Here is a 20,624-nt window from a genome sequence, read left to right as displayed (position 1 = left end):
ACCATCCCGTGGACCTGATCTCCGGCGGCACCACAGCCATCGCCGTCATCGTCGTCATCGTCATACTCGTGGCGCTGGTGGCGTTCATCGCCTCCCGCGTCCGCCGCGTCCCGCCGAACCAGGCGCTCGTCATCGTCGGCCGCAACGCCGAGAAGAGCGAGGGCGGCGCGGGCTTCTCCAGCCCGCAGAAGGTCATCATCGGCGGCCGGACCTTCATCTGGCCGATCTTCCAGGAGGGATTCACGCTCTCCCTGGAGCAGTACCAGACGAGCGTCACGGCCGAGGCGCGTGACGCGAACTTCATCAACACCGCGGTCGTCGCGACCGTCAACTTCAAGGTCACGGGCACCGAGGACGGCGTGCGCCGCGCCGTGCAGCGCTACCTCCTCCAGCAGGACGCCCTGCCGGAGATCGTGCGGCAGTCGCTCGAGGGCGCGATCCGCGGTCTCATCGGCGACCGTCCCGTCGATGAGCTCGTGAAGAGCTTCTCGGTCGTGGCGCAGGAGGCCGTGAACCAGACGAAGAACGACCTCGCGGAGCTGGGCCTCCAGATCGAGACGCTCAACGTCCGCGAGATCACGACCCCCGGCAGCTCCTACCTCGACGACCGGGCCCGCTCGAACGCCGCGCGCGCCCGCCAGGTCGCCGAGGTCGCGGAGGCCGAGAACAAGCGGATCTCCGCGCTCGCCGCGATCGAGAACGATCAGCAGACCGCCGAGCGCCAGCTCGAGCTCGACCTGCGTCGCGCGGCCATCAAGGCCGACACCGACCGCGCCAACGCCACCGCGTACGCGGCCGGCGAGCTGGCGAAGGCCGAGCAGGACCGCCTCGTCGCCGACCAGGAGCGCACCGCCGTGGCCGCGCAGGCCGAGGTCTCCAAGGAGCGCCTGCGCATCGACGTCGAGCTCCCCGCCGAGGCGCGCAAGTACGCGACCGTCCAGGACGCGCAGGCGGCCCGCGACGCCGAGAAGGCGAAGGTCGACGTGGAGGTCTACCAGCGCACGCAGAACGCCGAGGCGGCGAAGACCGCTGCCGTGAACGAGGCCGCGTCCATCACCGCGCTCGGGAAGGCGAACGCCGACGCGATCCAGGCCCGCGGACAGGCGGAGGCCGAGGCGGCCGCCGCGCTCGCCGAGGCGCAGAACAAGCTGTCGCGCGAGGCGCTGCAGGCGCGCATCATCGCGTCGATGCCGGAGATCGCCCGCGAGATGGCGGCGCCGCTGGCGAACGTCGACAACATGACGATCATCTCGGCGGACGGCGCGAACGCGCTCAACCGCTCGGTGGCCGAGAACATGGCGACGCTGCCGAAGCTGCTCAAGGACACCACGGGCATCGACGTCGCGACGGCGCTGAGCTCGTTCCTCGGGTCGACCGCCGCGGGCACGTCCGCCGGCGCCGGTTCCACCTCCACGGATGTCGGCCCGAAGACGGCCGCGTCCGAGGGCGCCGGGATCTGATCCCGATGCCGCGGCTCCTCGGGGCGCACGCCGCCCCGAGGAGCACGGCGTGAGATCCACGAGCCCGTTCCGGGCGCTGTGGGGCGCGAACGCGCTCTCCAACCTCGCGGACGGGCTCGTCTTCGTCACGATGCCGCTCGTCGCGGCGGGCCTCACCGACGACCCGCGCGGCGTCGCCGGGCTCGCGACCACGTACGCGCTCGTGCGGCTGCTGGTCGCGCTGCCCGTGGGCGTGTACGTCGACCGGCTCGACCGGCGCACGCTGATCGTCGTCGCGAACCTGTTGCGGGGTGTCGCGGTGCTGGGGCTCGCGGTGTCCATCCAGTCGGGCGTCGCGTCGCTGGCGGTGCTCTACGCGGTGATGGCCGTGGTGGGCGTGCTCGAGAGCGCCGCCGACGGGGCCGCGGTCGCCGTGCTGCCGTCGATCGTGCCGGGTGACCGGCTCGACCGGGCGAACGCGCGCATCACCGGCACGCAGCTCGTGGCGGACGAGTTCGTGGGGCCGCCGCTCGGCGGGATCCTGTTCGCGCTCGCCGCCGCGGTTCCCGTGTACGCCACGGGCGGGCTGTGGGTGGCGGCGGGTGCGGTGGCGCTCGCGCTGCCGCGGCGGGTGGATCCGGCGTCTTCCGCTTCGAGCCCGCGCCCCTCCGTCTTCCGCGAGGCCGCGGAGGGCGTGCGCTGGCTCGCCCGGCACCGCGTGGTCGGATCCCTCGCCCTCATCGGCGGCCTCGCGAGCGTCGGCTACATGCTGCCGTTCTCGGTCCTCGTGCTCTTCGCGGGCGAGCGGCTCGGACTCGACGCCGCCGGCTACGGCGTGCTCCTCGCGGCCAGCGCGCTCGGCGGCCTGGCCGGATCCGCGATCGCCGCCCCGCTCCGGGCCCGCCTCGGCTCCCGGTGGACCATCACGGCGGCGCTCGCGCTCGGTGCCGCGAGCCTCGCGGGCCTCGCCGTGACGCGCGACCCGATCGTCGCCGGGATCCTGCTCGCGCTCTACATCCTGCACGCGGTGGTCTGGAGCATCTGCGCGACCACGCTCCGGCAGCGGCTCGTGCCGGCGGACCTCCTCGGGCGCGTGGGCGCTGCGGGCCGGGTGGTCAGCCTGCTCGGCCTCGCCGCCGGATCCGCGCTGGGCGGCCTGCTCGCGACCTCCGGCATCGCGCTGCCGACCGTCGCGGGTGCGATCGTCTTCGCGGGATGCGCGCTGCTCGCGGTCGTGGCGCTGCGCGGGGCAGCGGACGCCACCGCCTGACGCCTGCCCCGGCTGTGGAGGACGCGCGCGCCGCGGATGCCGCATCGCGACCATCGAAAGATGTCTTTCGATGCACGGTCCGAACCACGGCGCGTCACTGGCGCCGCCGAGCTGCGCGCGCTCGCGCATCCGCTGCGGCTCGCGATCCTCGAGGAGCTGACGCTCGACGGCCCGTTCACCGCGTCGCAGCTCGCGCCCCGCGTGGGAGCGTCGCCCAGCCTCTGCTCCTTCCACCTGCGGCACCTGGCGGCGCACGGCTTCGTCCGCGAGGCACCGCGTCCCGGCGGGCGCGCGCGGCCGTGGGAGGTGGCGAGCGACGGTCTCCACCTCGAGCCGGAGGGGAGCCAGGACGAGCGGCGGGCGGGCGAGGTCCTCCACCGCGTCCTCGTCGAGCGGTGGCTGACGCGGTACGGGACCTGGCGGGAGACCGAGTCCGACTACGCGGAGGAGTGGCGCACGGCCGCCGTGCACGACCAGTACGGGTACTGGCTGACGCCGTCGGAGCTGGGGGAGCTGCGGCAACGCATCGAGGACCTGATCCGGCCGCTCCACCGCGAGCGCCGCGCGGATCCCGCGTCCCGACCCGCGGGTGCGCTGCCCGTCGAGCTGCTCCTGCTCGGATACCCGATGCGGCCGGCCCCGTGACGGAGATCGCCGCCCGGCCCCTGATGCGACTCGTACGGGATCGCCGTTCGCGGATCTACCTGGGCGGGCAGATCGTCTCGATCTTCGGCGACACGGCTCTGTTCCTCTCCGCGGCGGTGTGGGTGCGGGAGCTGACCGGATCCGACGGCGCCGCCGCCTCCACCTTCCTGTTCCTCGCGGTGCCCGCGCTGGCGTCGCCGTTCGTCGGGGTGCTCGTCGACCGCGTGCGCCGGAGGCCCCTGCTCATGGTCGTGAACGCGCTGACGGGCGCTGCCGTCCTGCTCCTGCTGCTGGTCCGCGACTCCGGCGACGTCTGGCTCGTCTACGCCGTCATGACGCTGTACGGAGCCGCGTCGACGATCATCGCCTCGGCGCAGTCGGCGCTCCTGCCCGCGATCGTGCCGGAGGACCTCCTCGGCGACGCCAACGGCCTGCTCCAGACGTTCCAGCAGGGCGCGCGCGTGCTCAGCCCGATCGTGGGAGTCGGCCTGTTCACGGCGTTCGGGGGAGGGGTGGTCGCCGTCGTCGACGCGGTCTCGTTCGCCCTGGCGGTCGTCGCGCTGCTGCTCGTCCGGGTCGACGAGCCGGCCCCGTCCGCGCGCGACCGCGGGGTCTCCGCGCGGGCGGACATCGGCGCGGGCTTCGCGCGCATCCGTCTCGACCCCGCGCTGCGCGTCGTCGTGGTCGCCTGCGCGTGGGTGTGGGTGGCGCTCGGCCTCGCGGAGAGCGTGATATTCGCCGTCGTGAGTCGGGGTCTGGGCCTCGAGCCGTCGTTCCTCGCCGCGACGTCCAGCCTGCAGGGCGCCGGCGCCCTCGTCGGCGGGGTCCTCTCCGCGCGGCTGATCCGGCGGCGCGGCGAGCTGCGTGTCGCCGGCGGCGCGTCCGCGATGCTCGCGGCGGGCTTCCTGGTCTGGATGCTGCCGGACGTGACGGCGGTCCTCATCGGGTCCTTCGTCCTCGGTGCGGCGCTGCCTCCGCTCGTCGTCGGCTGCACGACCCTCATCCAGCGGCGATCGCCCGATCGGCTGCGCGGCCGCGTGTACTCGGCCTTCGACATGGCGTTGACGGTTCCGCAGACGGCGGCCATCGCGGTGGGGGCGTCCCTCGTCGCCCACGTGCCGTACCGGGCGCTCATCGTCGTGATGTGCGTCGTGCTCGCGGGTGCGGCGGCGGCCCTGCTGCGAGCCGGGCCGCGGGTGGACGCGGGACCGCTCGGCCCGGAGCCGACCGGCTGACGCGCCGCGGGTCAGCCCGCGTTCGGCAGCCGCACCTCCACGAGCCCGCCGGTGACGCGCGTCTCGAAGCGGGGCTGCGGCGCGGTCGCGGGGCCGTGGATCACCGCTCCGGTCTTCAGGCTGAACACGCTGTCGTGCCACGGGCAGGTGACGCACGCCTCGCCGGTCTTCGGGTCCGTGCCGAGCTCGCCCTCGTGGAGCGGCGCGGAGAGGTGGCTGCACACGTCGCTCAGCGCATCCACGGTCATGCCGTTCCGGCGCACCAGGAGCGGCAGGCCCGCGACGTCGCGCGTCGCGAGGCGGCCGTCGGGCAGCTCGTCGAGGTGGCCGAGCTCCTGCCAGCCCGCGGGGAAGCGGTGCGGCACGTCCTCGGCGTGGTTCGCGCCCGCCGCCTGGCGGTAGGCGAGGTGCCCGCCGAGGAAGCCGCCGGCCGAGACGAGTCCGAGGCCCGCGAGCCCGAGGACCTTGCCGCTCGTGTGCTTGCCGCGGGCCCGCTGGATCCACGACAGCCCGTAGATGCCCGTCGCGAGCGCGTTCGCGGCGGAGTGCACGATGCCGACGCGCATCTGCTGCTCGTGCAGCTGCGACCAGTCGGCGTAGCCGGACACGATGGAGGGCGCCGCGCTCAGCACGCCGACGCCCACGAGCGCGCGGCTGGCCTTCTCGTTGCCGGGCAGGAGGTCGAGCACCGCGGAGGAGAGCCAGGCGCCGGTGGGGATCAGCACGGCCACGGGGTGCAGCGGGTGCCCGAACGGCACGCCGTGCAGGAGGTCGGCCAGCGCGCGCGGCTTGAGCAGCGCGGTGACGACGCCCTTCACCCGGTCGACGATCGGATCCAGCGCCTCCGCGTCCTCGATCCTCGCGATGGCCGCGACGAGCCTCAGCTCCCTCATGGGGTCTCCTGCCGGTTCCGGCGCCGCCGTCGACGCTCTGACTCCAGGCAACGCCTGACCGCGAGCAGTGACAAGGGCGCACGACCCGCGTCGAGGGCGCTGATGTCACGTCGGCGGCACGCAGGTCAGGCGTCCGGATCGTGGGACGCGTGCCGGGACGCGACCGGTCGGCCCGCGCGCGCGACGCGGTAGCCGGGGGAGCGGAGCCGGCGCGTCCAGGGGTACGTCGTGTCGCCGGGCGGTGCCGCGAGCACGGGATCCGCGCGCGCCGCCGTGTCGAGCGGTCCCGCGGCGTCGTGCGTCAGCTCGATGCGCGCGGCGACGTGCCAGAGTCCGCGTGGTGTCGCGTGCACCAGCCGCATGCGCGCGGGTCGCGTCGCGAGCGCGCGACCGAGGTCGTCCGCGCCCGCGGGGAGCGGCGGATCCGCGTCCACCAGCACGCCGAGCAGCACGGGCCCGGCTGATCCGCGGTACGGCATCAGCGTCGTCAACCGCGCCCCCGAGAGGGCGCGCCGCGGCGCCAGCAGGAACCGGCCGGTGGGCGAGATCCCGGTGGTGGCGAGCAGCACGTCGACCGTGGTGCCGCCCTCACCCGGTATCCGCAGCGCGAGCCCGAGCACGTCGGGGAGCGCCGCGGGGAGGCCGCCGCCCCGCGAGAACCGGGCGTCGACGGCGAGCGTCTCGTCAAGCCCATCGAGCCAGGCGAGCCCCGATGCCGCGCGACCGGCGACGGGCGTCAGAGTCCCGGAGAGCGCGACGCCGTGCGGATGCAGCGGTCGCGGCCGGCGGACGAGGCGGACGGCGGAGACCAGCCCCGCGAGGACGTTCCCGCCGACGCGGGCCGGGGTGCCGGACATCTCCCGACCCTATTCCGGTGCGCTCCCGGCGTCCGGCTCCAGATCGTCGAGCGGCACGCGGCGACGCCCGGGCCGACCATCTGGTCGGTCCGGGCGTCGGGCGGTTCTGTCGAGCGGTCCGTCGGAACGGGGTCCGCTACGGCGTCGGCATGCCGCCGTTGACGTTCAGCGTCTCGCCGACCACGTAGCTCGACTCGTTGGAGGCGAGGAACACGTAGGCGGGCGCGAGCTCGGCGGGCTGGCCGGCTCGGCCGAGGGGGGTGTCCTCGCCGAACTCGGGCAGCGCGTCCTCGGGCTGGCCGCCCGCGGTCTGCAGCGGGGTCCAGATCGGGCCGGGCGCGACGACGTTCACGCGGATGCCCTTGGGCGCGAGCTGCTGCGCGAGGCCCTTCGAGAACGCGTTGATCGACGCCTTGGTCGTGGCGTAGTGCACGAGGTTCGGCGAGGGCGCGTAGGCCTGGATCGACGACGTGTTGATGATCGACGAGCCGGGCTTGAGGTGGGGGAGCGCGGCCTTCGTGATCCAGAACATCGCGTAGACGTTGGTCTTGAAGGTGACGTCGAACTCCTCGTCCGAGATGTCCTCGAGGGAGTCGAAGTTCTGCTGCTTGCCCGCGTTGTTCACGACGATGTCGAGGCCGCCGAGGCCATCGACCGCCTTCGCGACGAGCTCGCGGCTGAACTCCGCCGTGGCGATGTCGCCGGGGATGGCGACGGCCGTGCGTCCCGCCTCCTCGATGAGGGCGACGACCTTCTTCGCGTCCTCCTCCTCCTCGGGGAGGTAGGAGAGCGCGACGTCCGCGCCCTCGCGGGCGTAGGCGATGGCGACGGCCGCGCCGATGCCGGAGTCGGCGCCGGTCACGAGGGCCTTGCGTCCCACGAGGCGGTTCGATCCGCGGTACGTCTTCTCGCCGCGGTCCGCGGTGTCGTCGAGCGCGGCGTCGAGGCCGGGCCCGTCCTGCTGCTGCGCGCTGGGCTGGATCTCCGCGTACATCTTGGTCGGGTCCTGGAACGCGTACTGGTCGGTGCTCATGTGTCTCCTGGTGCTGTGATCTGCGTGCGGGAAGGTGGGGAGTGGATCAGCTGGGCGGGGTGTCGTCGAGGTCGATGTCCTGGCCCGCGAGGTCGTTCTCCGCGAGGACGGGCTCCGCCTCCCCGTCGACGCCGAGGACGTCGGAGGTGGGCTCCGCGTCGGCGCCCATGACGGCGTCGTCGTCGGGCTCCTCGACGGGCTCGTCGGTGTCCGGGAGGACGGTCTCACCCGCGACGGCGTCGTTCACGACGGTCTCGTTCGCGAGGGCCTCGGTGTCGAGCGCCGTGTCATCGCCGGTGGCGTCGTCAGCGGGGGTGGCGGTGGCGTCGGTCACGGTCATGCACCGGCCTCGGGCTTGGGGTGGCCGGGGATCGAGTCTCCGCTCAGGTTGAGCTCGTCGGGATCCACGTCGATCTCGCCGACGTCGTCGGGTCCGCCCGATCCGGGGAGCACCTGCACGTCGTCCGCGGCGGCGGGCACGTCGTCGGAGACGCCCTCGCTCTCGGTGATCTGCTGCTCCTGCTTGACGCGCGTGTCGTCCTCGCTGGGCGAGATGAAGTCCTTGTCCTGGTTGGTGTCTGAGGTGTCCGCGGGCTGGAGGCGCGGGTCGTCGGTGTCCATGCGTCCGACGCTACGCTCGGCCTCCGGAAGCGTGTGGTGGCGTTCAGGCAACGCGCATGTGCGGCGTCGGGGACCCGTCGTGGCGGCGCGTCCCGGGGTGGATCACTGGTCGTCGGGGCCTTCGCCGAACGGGTCGGCGGCGTCGTCCCGGGCATCCTCCTCCGCGGCCTCGGCGAGCTCCGCCACCGAGTCGGCGTCGACGGGCGCGGGCTCGGCCAGCGGCTTGCGCGGGGCGTCGGCGGCGGCCGGATCCGTCACGTCAGCGGCCCTCGGGGTCGACGTGCCCGGCGGCGTCGTCGGCGGGCGCGCTCATGTGCGAGTCGGCCGCGGTGACGGAGCGGTTGTCGGGGACCGCGGGGTACGCGGCGCTCGCCGGATCCGCGTCCTCGACCTCGAGGGTGTCCACCTCGGGCGTGCCGTAGGTCGTCCCGTCGGGATCGCGGACCGCGTCGCCGACGCCCGCCGGAGCGTCGTCGTCGGAGACCACGTCGTCGACGGTCACCAGCCCGTCGGGATCCCCGGGGCCGCGCCCGGTGCGGATGCCGTCTGCCTTCTCGTCTCGGTCGCTCATGCTCCCACCCTACGAGCGGCGGCCCGTCGCGACCGTGGTGCCGCGGATGTGCACGCGCCCGGCGGCGCACCGCCGCCCCTTGGTTCACTGGCCGCTCACGTTCACCGGCCTCCCGCGCCTCCGGCGCATCGGCCTCCGAGCGACACCACGGGCGCGGGAGGCGACGGCGACATGGACATGCGATACGGGATCAACCCGCACCGGGCGCCGGCGCGGATGACGGCAGCGGGGCCGGGTGGTCTGCCGTTCGGGATCGTCAACGGCGATCCGTCCTACGTCAACGTGCTGGACGCGGTGAACGCGTGGCAGCTCGTGCGCGAGGCGAGCGTCGCGCTCGGGGCGGTCGTCGCGGCGTCCTTCAAGCACGTGTCCCCGGCTGGCGTCGCGCGTGCCGGTTCGTTGGACGCGGTGGTCCGCGCCGAATCGGGGCTCGCTGCTGCCGAGGAGGTCGACGACGTGACGAGCGCGTACCTCCGGGCGCGGGACGCCGACCCCAAGTCGTCCTACGGGGACTTCGTCGCGATCGGCCATGCCGTGTCCCGTGGTCTGGCCATGCGCCTCGCGGGGATGGTCTCCGACGGGATCATGGCTCCGGGCTTCGAGGACGGCGCCGTCGAGATCCTGCGCCGGAAGAAGAAGGGCGCGTTCGTCGTCCTGGAGGCGGACGAGGGCTTCGTGCCGCCGCCCGAGGAGTCGAGGGACGTCTTCGGGGTGCGTCTCACGCAGCCGACGGACCGGGTGGTGATCGACCGCGGGCTGCTCGCGCACGCGGATGGCGAGGCGCTGCCGGACCACGCCGTGGACGACCTGCTGCTCGGCATGGTCGCCCTCCGATACACGCAGTCCAACTCCGTCGCCTACGTGCGCGACGGCGTGACGCTGGGGATCGGCGCCGGGCAGCAGTCGCGGGTGGACTGCACCCGGCTCGCCGGGGCGAAGGCCGACACCTGGTGGCTGCGGCGTCTCCCGGCCGTGCGCGACATGGCGTTCCGGGACGGGGTCAGCCGCCAGGAGCGGATCAACTGGCGGATCCGGTGCCTCGAGGGCGACATGACGGCCGACGAGGGCGCGCGGTTGGCGGCGGCGCTCGTCGGTCGCGCTCCGGACCTCGTCGCCGACGACCGCCGGCGGTGGATGGCGGGTCTCGACGGGGTCGGCTTCGTGTCGGACGGCTTCCTCCCGTTCCGCGACAACGTCGACCACGCGCGTCGGCACGGCGTCCGGTACATCGCGGAGCCCGGCGGCTCGGTGCGCGCCGACGAGGTCGCGGCGGCCTGCGCCGAGCACGGCATCACCCGCGTCCGGACCGGTCTGCGGCTGTTCCACCACTGATCCGGGCGACGGATCCCGTCCCCGCATCGGCGGGATCCGCGCACGGGATCCCCCCGCGGACGCCCCCGAAACGGGGTCGCGCGATGGCCCCGCGGAGGGTCCCCGCGAGTCGTCGTCTGCCGGGTTGCGTTCCCGCCCGAGCGCCTTCATATTAGGTGAGCCTTGCCTAACCATGCAGGGTGCTCGTGACCCGGACACGGCTCCCCATCGAATCGACGAAGGACCCATGACCCTCTCCCCGCACGCCTCCCGTCCCTCCGATCCGACGCTCGACGACCCCCGGTCGGCCGTCGTCACGGCCGCCGCGGATCCCGCCGACGAGCTGTTCTCCGACCGGACGCTCCCCGGCTGGGACGCCGCCCTCCGCGCCGCCGCCGACCACGTCCGCGGGGCCGCCCGACGCGCCGACGGCCCGTTCACCGGGATCACGCCCGACCGGCTCCGCGGCTCGTTCGCCGGGCTCGACCTCGACCGCCCGCTCGGCGGCCTGGACGACGCCCTCGACGAGCTCGACGACCTGTACCTCCGCGACGCGGTCTGGTTCCACGACCCGTCGTACGTCGCGCACCTCAACTGCCCGATCCTCATCCCGGCCATCGCGGGCGAGCTCATCCTCTCGAGCGTCAACACCTCGATGGACACGTGGGACCAGAGCGCGGGTGCCACCCTCATCGAGCGCGCGCTCATCGACTGGACCGCGGGCCGCGCCGGGCTCGGCGAGGACGCGGACGGCGTCTTCACGAGCGGCGGCAGCCAGTCCAACCTGCAGGCGCTGCTGCTCGCCCGCGACGAGGCCGCGGCCGTGCACGGGCTCACGGCAGCCGACCGGCAGCGGATGCGGATCCTCGTCAGCGACGTCGGCCACTTCAGCGTCGAGAAGAGCGCGCGGATCCTCGGCCTCGCCCCCGACGCGGTCGTGCGCGTGCCGAGCGACGACGCCAAGCGGATGCGCGTCGACGCCCTCGAGCAGGAGCTCGCGCGCTGCTACGCGGCCGGGCTCCTGCCGGTCGCCGTCGTCGCGACCGCGGGCACCACCGACTTCGGCAGCGTCGACCCGCTGCCCGCGATCGGGAACGTGTGCCGGCGCGAGGGGATCTGGCTGCACGTCGACGCCGCGTACGGCGGCGGGCTCCTGACGTCGCTCCGGCACCGGCACCTCCTCGACGGCATCGCGCGCGCCGACTCCGTGACCGTCGACTACCACAAGACGTTCTTCCAGCCCGTGAGCTCCAGCGCGCTCCTCGTGCGCGACGGCCGCACGCTCCGGCACGCGACGCTGCACGCCGACTACCTGAACCCGGCCGACCGCGCGCACGAGGAGATCCCGAACCAGGTCGACAAGTCGCTGCAGACCACACGGCGCTTCGACGCGCTGAAGCTGTGGCTGACGCTGCGGACCGTGGGCGCCGACGGGGTGGGGCGGATGCTCGACGACGTCATCGCGCTCGCCGACCGCACGTGGTCCGCGCTGCGGCGGGATCCGGCGCTCGAGGTCGTGGTGCGGCCGGAGATCAGCGCGCTCGTGTTCCGGTACGTGCCGGCGGGGGAGCGGGACGGATCCGCGGGACCCGACGCGGGGACGCGCTCGGACGCCGTCAACCGCGGCATCCGGCAGGCGATCCAGGACTCCGGCCGCGCGATGGTCGCCGCCACACGCGTCGGCGGCCGCGCGCACCTCAAGCTCACGCTGCTCAACCCGGCGACGACGGACGCGCACATCGCGGAGATCCTGGGGATGGTGATGGCGGCGGGCGACGCGCTCGATGCCGGGCTGGACGCACCCGCGTCCGCCGCTGAGCCTGCCGCCGCGGCGGAGGTCGCCCGATGAGCGCCGCCGTGACCGCCCCCGACCGCATCCACGATGTCGTCGCGATCGGCCTCGGCCCCGCGAACCTCGGCCTCGCCTGCCTCGCGGATCCGCTCGACCTCGACCTCGTGGTGCTCGAGCGGAAGCCCCGCTTCGACTGGCACCCCGGCATGATGCTGCCCACCGCGCACCTGCAGACGCCGTTCCTCGCCGACCTGGTGACGCTCGCGGATCCGACCTCGCGGTTCTCGTTCCTCGCGTACCTCAAGGACACCGGGCGGCTCTACTCCTTCTACATCCGCGAGGACTTCTTCGTGCTGCGCAGCGAGTACGTCGCGTACTGCCGGTGGGCGGCGGAGCGGGCGCGCGGGATCGAGCTCGACCGCGACGTGCGGGCGATCCGCTACGACGAGGCCGAGGGCGCGTACGTCGTCGAGTCGGTCGACGCCGCGGGCGCCGCGCACGTGCACCGCGGCCGGAACCTCGTGGTCGGCGTCGGCACGCCGCCGTGGCTACCCGAGGCCGTCCGCGACCTGCCGGGCGTGATCCACAGCTCGGGCTACCTCGGCGCCAAGGACGCGCTGCAGGAGCGGGACGCGATCACGGTGGTCGGCAGCGGGCAGAGCGCGGCCGAGATCTACCGCGACCTCCTCGAGGACGTGGACTCCCGCGGCTACCGGCTCGACTGGATCACGCGCTCGCCGCGGTTCTTCCCGCTCGAGTACACGCGCCTCACGCTCGAGATGACGAGCCCCGAGTACAGCGACCACTTCTTCGGCCTGCCCGCGGATGCGCGCGAGGTGCTGCTGCGCGAGCAGCGGAACCTCTACAAGGGCATCGACTCGGAGCTCATCGACGAGGTCTTCCACACGCTCTACCGGAAGCGGCTCGCGTTCGACGCGCTGCGGGCGGAGGGGCAGCTCGCGGCAGGCGGCGACGCCGGATCCGGGGTGCCGACACGGCTGCTGACCAACGCGGAGGTCGTGTCGTCGCGCGCGACGCCCGACGGCGGCGCGGTCCTCGGGCTGCGGCACGCGGAGACGGGCGCCGAGCGCGACTGGCCCACGGGCGCGGTGATCATGGCGAGCGGGTACGACGCACAGGCCCCGCGGATCCTCGACGGGCTCGGCGCCCACGTGCACCGCGACGCGCGCGGCCGCCTCGACGTGGCGCGCGAGCACACGGTCGACGACGCCGGCACTCTCTTCGTGCAGAACGCGGAGGTGCACACGCACGGCTTCGTCGCGCCCGACCTCGGCATGACCGCGCACCGCAACTCGCGGATCCTGCGCGCCATCAGGGGCCGCGAGGACTACGCGGTGGAGGAGCGGATCGCGTTCCAGGAGTTCGGGCTGCCGGACGACGCGCCCGCGGCCGGCTCGGGGGTGCTCGCGTGAGCGCGCCCGCCTCCGCGCCCGCGCCCGCCGTGGCACGCTCCACGGCCGAGCGCGGCTACCCGCTCGCGATGCGCCCGCTCGAGCCGGACGCCGACGCCGCCCTCGTGCACGCCTGGGTCACCGCGCCGCGCGCCCGCTTCTGGCAGATGGAGCACGCGACCCTCGGCGACGTGCGGGCCGAGTACGCGGCGATCGCGGCGGATCCCCGGCGCGAGGCCTGGATCGGCCTGCACGACGGCGTCCCCGCGTTCCTCGTGGAGGCGTACGACCCGGCCGACGACCCCGTCGGCGCGCACCTCGATCCGCTCCCCGGCGACCGCGGCATGCACCTGCTCGTCGGCCCGCCGACGGGCGATCCGCTGCCGGGATTCACGACCGCCGTGATGCGGCACGTCGTCGCGCACCTGCTCCGGGACCCGGCCGTGGAGCGCCTCGTCGTGGAGCCGGACGTCCGCAACACCCGGATCCAGCGCCTCAACGAGCTCGTCGGCTTCCGGCCGCTCCGCGTCGTCGACCTCGGCACGAAGCACGCGCTCCTCAGCGTCGCCACCCGCGACGACGCCCTCCTGCACGCCACCCCCACGGACGGACCCGCCATGACCCTCACCCACGACCGCCCCCTCGACACCCACCCGGAGGCCCGGCCGGCCGCCGCGTCGAGGACCGCCGAGCCGGATCCCCGCGTCCACCCCGCCGCGCACCTCCGCCCCGACGTGTGGGCCGCCGCCACCCGCCACCTCGTGCGCAAGGCGCTCGCCGAGTTCGCCCACGAGCTGCTCATCGCGCCCGAGCGCGTGGATCCCGAGCCCCCCGCCGGCGCCCCCCGCCGTCCGCATGACCCGAGGCGCTGGGCCGACTACCGCGTCGCGAGCGCCGACGGCCGGAGCGCGTACGCGTACCGGGCCCGGGTCCTCGAGCTCGACCACTGGGACGTCGACGAGGCGAGCATCCGCCGCACGGTCGACGGCCAGCCCGCCGACCTCGACGCGACCGACCTCGTGCTCGACCTCCGCGACCGCCTCGAGATCACCGACGAGGTGCTGCCCGTCTACCTCGACGAGATCCAGAGCACGCTGTCGGCCGCCGCCTTCTCGCGCCTCCGCGACGTGCCGGATGCGCGAGGCCTCCTCACGGCCTCGTACGCGGAGGTCGAGTCGACGATGGACGAGGGGCACCCCTGCTTCGTCGCCACCAACGGCCGCATCGGCTTCGACCTCGACGACCACGACCGGTACGCGCCCGAGGCCGGGGAGGACGTGCGGATCCTCTGGCTCGCCGTCCACGAGCGCCTCGCCCGGTTCACGGCGATCGACGGCCTCGACCGGGAGGCGTTCCTCGACGCGGAGCTCGGCGGATCCGTCCGCGCTCGCTTCCGCGCCCGCATGGAGCAGCTCGGCATCGACCCCGCCGAGCGCGTGCTCGTGCCGGTGCACCCGTGGCAGTGGGAGAACGTCGTCACGGTGACCTTCGCGGGCCTCGTCGCGCGGCGCGACATCGTGCTCCTGGGCACGGGCGACGACGAGTACGGCGCGCAGCAGTCCATCCGCACGTGGGCCAACCGCACGACCCCCGAGCGCTGCTACGTGAAGACCTCGCTGTCGATCCTCAACATGGGCTTCACGCGCGGCCTCTCGCCGGCCTACATGGCCGTCACCCCGGCGATCAACGACTGGGTTCACGCGCTCGTGACGGGCGACGCGGAGTTCGCGCGGCTCGGCTTCGGGATCCTCCGCGAGGTCGCCGCGGTCGGCGTGCGCGACGAGCGCGTCGAGTCCGCGCTGCCGCCCGGCCACTCCCACGGCAAGATGCTGTCCGCGCTCTGGCGCGAGTCGCCCGTGCCGGGGCTCGGGGAGGGCGAGCGGCTGATGAGCATGACGAGCCTGCTGCACGTCGACGCCCACGGCGACGCGGTGCTGGGCGCGCTCATCGACGCGTCCGGGATCGGCGCTGCCGGGTGGCTCCGCCGCTGGCTCGACGCCTACCTCGTGCCGCTCGCCCACGCGCTGATCGCGCATGACCTCGCGTTCATGCCGCACGGCGAGAACGTGATCCTCGTGCTCCGCGACCACGTCGTCGTGCGCGTGCTGATGAAGGACATCGCCGAGGAGGTCGCCCTCTTCGACACGGAGCGCGAGCTGCCGGAGGACGTCCGACGGATCCGCATGGAGATCCCCGAGGAGGAGCGCACCCTCACGGTCTTCACCGACGTCATGGACGGCTTCCTGCGCTTCGCCGCCGCGCTCCTCGAGGACCGCGACGACCTCGGCCCCGAGGGCCTGTGGCGCGTGGCCGCGGAGGCGCTCGCCGACCACGAGCGCGCGCACCCGGAGCTCGCGGAGCGCTTCTCCCGGTTCGACCTGTTCACGCCGTCGTTCGACCGCTCGTGCCTCAACCGGCTGCAGCTGCGCGACAACCGGCGGATGGTCGACCTGCAGGCGCCGGTGATGCAGATCCACGGCTCGCTGCGGAACCCGCTCGCGATCCATCGAGGGCTGCGGCCGCGCATCGGCTGACGCCGCTCGCCCGGACACGCGGAGGAGCCGCCGCCCGCTCATGCGGACGACGGCTCCTCGTCGTGCGCGGCGCCGGGGCGCCGCCGGGTGGATCAGCTCGCGGCGGGCGCGCCCTGCTCCACCGTCAGCGTCTGGCCGCCCTGGCCCTGCTGCTCGTCGGACGTGACCGCGATCTTGCGCGGCTTCGCCCGCTCGCTCACGGGGATGGTGACGCTCAGCACGCCGTTGGCGTAGTGCGCCGAGATGCGCTCCGTGTCGATGCCCTGGCCGAGGGTGAGCTGGCGGAGGAACGTGCCGGCGACGCGCTCGCGCGTGAGCCACCGGACGTTCTGGTCGCCGGCGAGCGTGCGCTCGGCGCGGATGGTGAGCAGCTGGCCGTCCACGTCGATGTCGACCGAGCCCGGGTCGATGCCGGGCAGGTCGGCGGCCAGCACGTAGGTGTCGCCCTCGCGGTGCAGGTCGATGGGCATCGGACGGTTCGCCTGGCGGGTCTCGGCCAGCGCGCCCATGGCGCGGTCCAGCTCGCGGAACGGATCGAAGGTCATGTTCATGCTCGACTCCTCTGATGATCTGCGGTGATGATCTCCGGGGTTGAGCCCCCTCGGCTCAACCACGATGAGATTAGCACTCGGCGCAGGGGAGTGCCAAGCCGTTCGCCGACGGCGAATGCAGCTCTCATCACCTCTTCAGGAGCGGCGGCGGAGGTCGCGCTCCATGCGCCCGATGAGCGTCCAGACCGCGCGCGAGAGGTCCGGGTGCTCCAGCGCGATGCCGCGCAGCAGCCGGTACTCGAAGCGCGCGACGACCCCCGGCTCGGTCGACGGGTGGCGCACGCGGGCCAGCTCCTCGGTCATCCCGTCGGCCTCCAGCGCGTCCTGCCGGAGGGTCGCGACCACGTGCTCGTCCACGGTGGGCAGCTGCGGGATCACCTCCCATGGGTCGTCGCCGTTCCGGCAGCGGTGCTCGATCACGGCGTCCAGCTCGTCGCGGGCCTCCTGGCGCAGCACCTCGAGGCTGGCGGGGAAGCGGGCGTGCACGGGCGGATCCTCTCGGGCGGCGGGCCGACGCGCCTCACGGCCGCCGGTCCCTCCACGCTACGTCACGCTCCGGACCGCTCCCGCCCGGGTGGCCGGATGCCGTCGGTAGCCTGGAGGACCGCGACCCAGGAGGATCCATGACCGACCACGCCCGCCCCGTCGCCCTCGTCACGGGAGCCACCCGCGGCATCGGCCGCGCCGTCGCCGAGGACCTCGGCCGCACCCACCGCGTGATCGTGCACGGCCGCGACCGCGACGCCGTCGACGCGCTCGCCGCCTCCCTGCCGGACGCCGTCGGCTGGCCGGCCGACCTCGCCGCGGGCGGCCTCGCCGACCTCGTCCCGTCCCTCGACCGCCTCGACGTGCTCGTGCACTCCGCCGGCGTCATCGGCGGCGACGCCGTCGCGGAGACGCCCGTCGACGAGTGGCGGCGGGTCTTCGAGATCAACGTCTTCGCGGTCGCCGAGGTGACGCGCGCGCTCCTGCCCGCGCTCCGGGCGGCTAAGGGGCAGGTCGTGCTCGTGAACTCCGGATCCGGCTTCACGGCCAACCCCACGGGCGGCGTCTACGCGGGATCCAAGTTCGCCCTCCGCGCGCTCGGCGACGCCCTCCGCGAGGAGGAGCGCCCGCACGGCGTGCGCGTCTCCAGCGTGCACCCGGGCCGCGTCGCCACGGACATGCAGCGCGAGCTCCGGGCGAAGGAGGGCGGCGAGTACGACGAGACGCGCTACCTCGAGCCCGCGTCCGTCGCTCGCGCCGTGCGCCTCGTCGTCGACCAGACCCGTGACGGCACGCTCGAGTCGGTGTCGCTGCGGCCGTTCGGGGGCTGATCCGGGCCCGCCCGCCGGCGTAGCGTGCGGGCATGACGACCCCGGGATCCGACGACGCCTCCGGGCTCGCGGCCGCGGCCACCCTGCTGGGCGCGACCGCTCCGACGCGCGTCGTGGGCCGCGGCGCCCTCCGCTCCGCGCTGCCCGTCACGGATCTCGTCGTGTCCGCGATCGGGCTGCTCGGCGGCGCCGTGGCGGCTCTCGCCGAGGCCGCCGACCTGGCCGGTCCCCGCGGGGTCGTCGTCCACCGCGGACGCGCCGAGGCGTGGTGCGGGCAGCACGTGGAGCCGGTGGGGTGGGCGCTGCCCTCGCCGTGGGATCCGCTCTCCGGCTCGTTCCCGACCCGCGACGGCTCGTGGATCCGCACGCATGCCAACGCGCCCCGGCACCGTGCCGCGCTGCTGTCGGTGACGGGCTGCGCGCCCGACGCCGACGTCGCGGCGCTGACCCGGGCGATCGCCGGGTGGGATGCCCTGGCCCTCGAGGACGCGGTCGTCGCGGCGGGCGGGGTGGCCGCTGCCCTGCGGAGCGCGGGGGAGTGGGCCGCGACGGACACCGGCCGGGCTGTCGCCGCCGAGCCGCTCATCGCGCGCCAGGACGGCGGCGCGGTCGCCCGGTCCTCCGGCTGGCGGCCGAGCGCGGAGGCGCCGCTCGCGGGGATCCGCGTGCTCGACCTCACGCGCGTCATCGCGGGCCCGGCCTGCACGCAGGCGCTCGCGGCGCTCGGCGCGGACGTGCTGCGCGTGGATCCGCCCGCCTGGGACGAGCCCGCCGTGCTGCCGCTCGTGATGGCGGGCAAGCGGACCGCGCGCCTCGACGCCCGCACGCCGGAGGGTCACGCGCGCCTCACGGAGCTCATGGCGGGCGCCGACGTGCTCGTGCACGGCTACCGTCCCGGTGCCCTCGACGCGCTCGGGTTCCCGCGTGAGGAGAGGGAGCGGATCCGCCCGAGCCTCGTGGACGTGGCCGTCGACGCGTACGGCTGGACGGGTCCGTGGGCGGGACGCCGCGGCTTCGACTCGATCGTGCAGAGCGCATCCGGGATCGCGCACGCGGGCATGGTCGCGGCGGGCGGCGACCGGCCCGTGCCGCTACCCGTGCAGGCGCTCGACTGGAGCACGGGGTACCTCGCGGCGGCGTCCGCTGTCGCCGGGCTCGCGCGGCGGGCCGGCACCGGGCGCGGATCCTCGTGGCGGCTCTCGCTCGCGCGCACGGCGCACGCGCTGCTGGCCCTGCCGCGCTCCGCGGGGCAGGGCGACGTGGACGAGGCCGGGGACGCGGAGGACGAGCCCCCGCGGCTCGTGACCACCCCGCGCGGCGGCGCGCGCATGACGGCGTCGCCCCTGCGCGTCGGCCCCGCGTCGCTCTCCCCGACCTGGATCCCCACGGCGCTGGGCGGGGATGCGCCGAGCTGGCGCTGAACCGGCGGTCGCCATCACTCGGTCGGACAGATGGTCTTGACGAAAGACGATCTTTTGGGCATATGATCTCCGCATGAGCTCATCCACCTCGACCCGCGACCTGGGTCACGCCGACGTGGACGCATCCGGCATCGACTGGGGCTCCGGTGGCATCGAGACGCAGTTCGGCTGGTCGATCCAGTCCGTCTACCAGGGCTTCGTGCGCACCGCGCAGGCCGCCGTCGCGGACGTGCCCGGCGGGCCCCGCGGCTACCAGGTGCTCGTCGCGGTCACCACGGAGGAGCCGTCGTCGCAGCTGGCCCTCGCGCAGCGGCTCGGAATCGACAAGACGCAGATGACCTACGTGATCGACGCGCTCGCCGAGGGAGGGCACGTCGAGCGGCAGCCGCACCCGCGCGACAGGCGGATCCGCCAGGTCGTGCCGACCGATGCCGGGCGCACCCTGCTGGCGACGGCCCGCGTCGCGCTCGGCGAGGTGGAGGACGCCCTGATGGGCGCCCTCGCCCCCGACGAGCGCATCGTGCTCCGCCGCCTCCTCGCCCGCGTCGCCCTCGGCATCGGCGAGGCCGCCGGCCCCGCCGCCGAGCCGTCGGAGACGGAGCGCCTCGAGCAGCCCGTCGCCGCCCCCCATCGTTCGCGCCGACCGGCGCGCCGCACCATCCGAGACGGAGAACCCTCGTGACCACCTCTTCCCCCACATCCGCATCCGGCCCCGTCGTCGTCGCCGGCGCCACCGGCGACATCGGCCGCCGCATCGTCCGCGAGCTGCTCGCCGCTGGCGCGCGCGTCCGCGTCCTCACCCGGCCTGGCAGCACGGCCGCCGCCGAGGCGTGGGGCGACGACCCCCGCGTCGAGGTCGTGGAGGCGGCGTACACCGACCGGGCCGCGCTGATCCGCGCGGTCGCCGGCGCGCGCGTCGTCGTCTCCGCCGTGAGCGGGGCGCGGGCCGTGATCGTGGGGGCGCAGCGCGCGCTCCTGACAGCGGCGGTCGCCGCCGGCGTGCCGCGCTTCATCCCCTCGGACTACTCCTCCGACTACCGCCGGGTCACGCCCGGCAGCAACCGCAACTTCGAGCTCCGGCGCGAGTTCGCGGCCGACCTCGACGCGGCGCCGATCCGGGCGACCTCGGTGCTCAACGGCGCCTTCGCCGACATGCTCACCGGGCAGGCGCCCATCGTCCTGTTCGACCGGCGCCGCGTCCTGTACTGGTCGTCCGCCGACCAGGTGCTCGACTTCACGACCAAGGACGACACCGCCCGCGTGACGGCGCTCGTCGCGCTCGACGACGACGCGCCGCGCGTGGTCGAGGTGGCGGGGGACCGCGTGACCGCGCGCGATCTCGCGCGCACCATGACGGAGATCACGGGCACGCCGTTCGCGCTGCAGTGGGCGGGCAGCACGGGGGTCCTCTCCACGGCGGCCAAGGCGATGCGCCGGGTCGGCCGCGACGAGCAGGAGACCTTCCCGGCATGGCAGGGGATGCAGTACCTCGTGAGCATGTACAGCGGCGAGGCGGAGCTCCTGCACGTCGACCGCGAGCGGTTGGGCGCGCACACCTGGACGAGCGTGCGGGACGTGCTGGCCGCGCACGTCGCCGAGCGCGGGGCATCGACCGCCGCGTAGCCGCACGCGGGATCGGGGCGGCCGGGCGACGCGCCCGGCCGTCCCGTCACGAGGCCACGGCTCGCTGGGTGCGGCGTCCAGCGGGCGGTGGAAGGGTGGG

General features: G+C 74.5%; 21 protein-coding genes. 12 read left to right on the top strand and 9 right to left on the bottom strand.

Annotation, left to right across the window (positions count from 1 at the left end):
• Window positions 1-8 precede the first annotated feature (8 nt).
• Genes KYT88_RS10955 through KYT88_RS10940 form a run of 4 tightly spaced genes read left to right on the top strand, consistent with a single transcriptional unit; the run spans window position 9 to window position 4,589 of the window.
• Window positions 9-1,460 carry an SPFH domain-containing protein gene (locus tag KYT88_RS10955; protein ID WP_043582738.1) on the top strand — a complete coding sequence of 484 codons (1,452 nt, stop codon included), beginning with the start codon at window positions 9-11 and terminating at the stop codon, window positions 1,458-1,460.
• 49 nt (window positions 1,461-1,509) lie between these two features.
• Window positions 1,510-2,709 (top strand): MFS transporter, encoded by a 1,200-nt coding sequence (locus tag KYT88_RS10950; protein WP_043582740.1) that lies wholly within the window; start codon window positions 1,510-1,512, stop codon window positions 2,707-2,709.
• Window positions 2,710-2,769: 60 nt separating this feature from the next.
• A complete protein-coding gene (locus tag KYT88_RS10945) occupies window positions 2,770-3,354 on the top strand; it encodes a helix-turn-helix domain-containing protein (protein WP_051629147.1) in 585 nt (194 codons plus the stop codon).
• Complete coding sequence (locus KYT88_RS10940; protein ID WP_051629148.1) at window positions 3,351-4,589, top strand: MFS transporter; 1,239 nt, start codon at window positions 3,351-3,353, stop codon at window positions 4,587-4,589. The genes KYT88_RS10945 and KYT88_RS10940 overlap by 4 nt, the downstream gene beginning before the upstream one ends.
• Before the next feature lie 11 nt (window positions 4,590-4,600).
• Here KYT88_RS10940 and KYT88_RS10935 read toward each other — a convergent pair whose 3' ends face one another.
• From KYT88_RS10935 to KYT88_RS10905, 7 genes are all read right to left on the bottom strand, one after another.
• Complete coding sequence (locus KYT88_RS10935; RefSeq protein ID WP_043582744.1) at window positions 4,601-5,482, bottom strand: Rieske (2Fe-2S) protein; 882 nt, start codon at window positions 5,480-5,482, stop codon at window positions 4,601-4,603.
• 125 nt (window positions 5,483-5,607) lie between these two features.
• Window positions 5,608-6,339: a hypothetical protein gene (locus tag KYT88_RS10930; RefSeq protein WP_043582746.1), complete on the bottom strand. Its 732-nt coding sequence runs from the start codon at window positions 6,337-6,339 to the stop codon at window positions 5,608-5,610.
• Between the two features lie 136 nt (window positions 6,340-6,475).
• Window positions 6,476-7,372 carry a glucose 1-dehydrogenase gene (locus KYT88_RS10925; RefSeq protein WP_043582748.1) on the bottom strand — a complete coding sequence of 299 codons (897 nt, stop codon included), beginning with the start codon at window positions 7,370-7,372 and terminating at the stop codon, window positions 6,476-6,478.
• Between the two features lie 46 nt (window positions 7,373-7,418).
• A complete protein-coding gene (locus KYT88_RS10920; protein WP_043582750.1) occupies window positions 7,419-7,712 on the bottom strand; it encodes a hypothetical protein in 294 nt (97 codons plus the stop codon).
• Window positions 7,709-7,993 carry a hypothetical protein gene (locus tag KYT88_RS10915; protein ID WP_043582752.1) on the bottom strand — a complete coding sequence of 95 codons (285 nt, stop codon included), beginning with the start codon at window positions 7,991-7,993 and terminating at the stop codon, window positions 7,709-7,711. Before KYT88_RS10915 ends, KYT88_RS10920 begins: the two co-directional genes overlap by 4 nt.
• Before the next feature lie 102 nt (window positions 7,994-8,095).
• Window positions 8,096-8,251 carry a hypothetical protein gene (locus KYT88_RS10910; RefSeq protein ID WP_167332587.1) on the bottom strand — a complete coding sequence of 52 codons (156 nt, stop codon included), beginning with the start codon at window positions 8,249-8,251 and terminating at the stop codon, window positions 8,096-8,098.
• Between the two features lies 1 nt (window position 8,252).
• On the bottom strand, window positions 8,253-8,564 hold the full coding sequence (locus KYT88_RS10905; protein WP_043582754.1) for a hypothetical protein: 312 nt from the start codon (window positions 8,562-8,564) through the stop codon (window positions 8,253-8,255).
• A 171-nt stretch (window positions 8,565-8,735) separates the two neighbouring features.
• On the opposite strand from KYT88_RS10905, the gene KYT88_RS10900 reads away from it, so the two are divergent.
• The 4 genes from KYT88_RS10900 to KYT88_RS10885 all read left to right on the top strand — a co-directional run bounded on the left by KYT88_RS10900 (window position 8,736) and on the right by KYT88_RS10885 (window position 15,613).
• Window positions 8,736-9,896, top strand: a complete 1,161-nt coding sequence (locus tag KYT88_RS10900; RefSeq protein ID WP_043582756.1) for a phosphoribosylaminoimidazolecarboxamide formyltransferase — start codon at window positions 8,736-8,738, stop codon at window positions 9,894-9,896.
• A gap of 226 nt (window positions 9,897-10,122) precedes the next feature.
• A complete protein-coding gene (locus KYT88_RS10895; RefSeq protein ID WP_081840868.1) occupies window positions 10,123-11,724 on the top strand; it encodes a pyridoxal phosphate-dependent decarboxylase family protein in 1,602 nt (533 codons plus the stop codon).
• The gene (locus KYT88_RS10890) at window positions 11,721-13,100 is read left to right on the top strand and encodes a lysine N(6)-hydroxylase/L-ornithine N(5)-oxygenase family protein (protein ID WP_043582757.1); all 1,380 of its coding nucleotides are present in this window, start codon (window positions 11,721-11,723) and stop codon (window positions 13,098-13,100) included. The genes KYT88_RS10895 and KYT88_RS10890 overlap by 4 nt, the downstream gene beginning before the upstream one ends.
• Entirely contained in the window at window positions 13,097-15,613 is a 2,517-nt protein-coding gene (locus KYT88_RS10885; RefSeq protein WP_043582758.1) for a GNAT family N-acetyltransferase, read from the top strand. Before KYT88_RS10890 ends, KYT88_RS10885 begins: the two co-directional genes overlap by 4 nt.
• A 92-nt stretch (window positions 15,614-15,705) precedes the next feature.
• On the opposite strand, the gene KYT88_RS10880 is transcribed toward KYT88_RS10885, so the two are convergent.
• Window positions 15,706-16,164 carry an Hsp20/alpha crystallin family protein gene (locus KYT88_RS10880; protein ID WP_043582759.1) on the bottom strand — a complete coding sequence of 153 codons (459 nt, stop codon included), beginning with the start codon at window positions 16,162-16,164 and terminating at the stop codon, window positions 15,706-15,708.
• Window positions 16,165-16,299: 135 nt separating this feature from the next.
• Window positions 16,300-16,650, bottom strand: coding sequence for a hypothetical protein (locus KYT88_RS10875; RefSeq protein ID WP_043582761.1), 351 nt, complete (start codon window positions 16,648-16,650; stop codon window positions 16,300-16,302).
• A gap of 137 nt (window positions 16,651-16,787) precedes the next feature.
• Between KYT88_RS10875 and KYT88_RS10870 the strand changes: the two genes are divergently transcribed.
• From KYT88_RS10870 to KYT88_RS10855, 4 genes are all read left to right on the top strand, one after another.
• On the top strand, window positions 16,788-17,480 hold the full coding sequence (locus KYT88_RS10870; protein ID WP_043582763.1) for an SDR family oxidoreductase: 693 nt from the start codon (window positions 16,788-16,790) through the stop codon (window positions 17,478-17,480).
• Between the two features lie 32 nt (window positions 17,481-17,512).
• Window positions 17,513-18,901, top strand: a complete 1,389-nt coding sequence (locus tag KYT88_RS10865) for a CoA transferase (protein ID WP_051629149.1) — start codon at window positions 17,513-17,515, stop codon at window positions 18,899-18,901.
• A gap of 73 nt (window positions 18,902-18,974) precedes the next feature.
• Window positions 18,975-19,583: a MarR family winged helix-turn-helix transcriptional regulator gene (locus KYT88_RS10860; protein ID WP_051629150.1), complete on the top strand. Its 609-nt coding sequence runs from the start codon at window positions 18,975-18,977 to the stop codon at window positions 19,581-19,583.
• Window positions 19,580-20,524, top strand: a complete 945-nt coding sequence (locus KYT88_RS10855) for an NmrA family NAD(P)-binding protein (protein WP_043582765.1) — start codon at window positions 19,580-19,582, stop codon at window positions 20,522-20,524. The genes KYT88_RS10860 and KYT88_RS10855 overlap by 4 nt, the downstream gene beginning before the upstream one ends.
• The last annotated feature ends 100 nt before the right edge of the window (window positions 20,525-20,624 follow it).

Origin of the sequence: Clavibacter sp. A6099 (assembly GCF_021919125.1) — a bacterium.
In the GTDB taxonomy this organism is placed as follows: Bacteria; Actinomycetota; Actinomycetes; order Actinomycetales; family Microbacteriaceae; genus Clavibacter; species Clavibacter seminis.
This window is presented reverse-complemented; position numbering and strand designations above follow the sequence as displayed.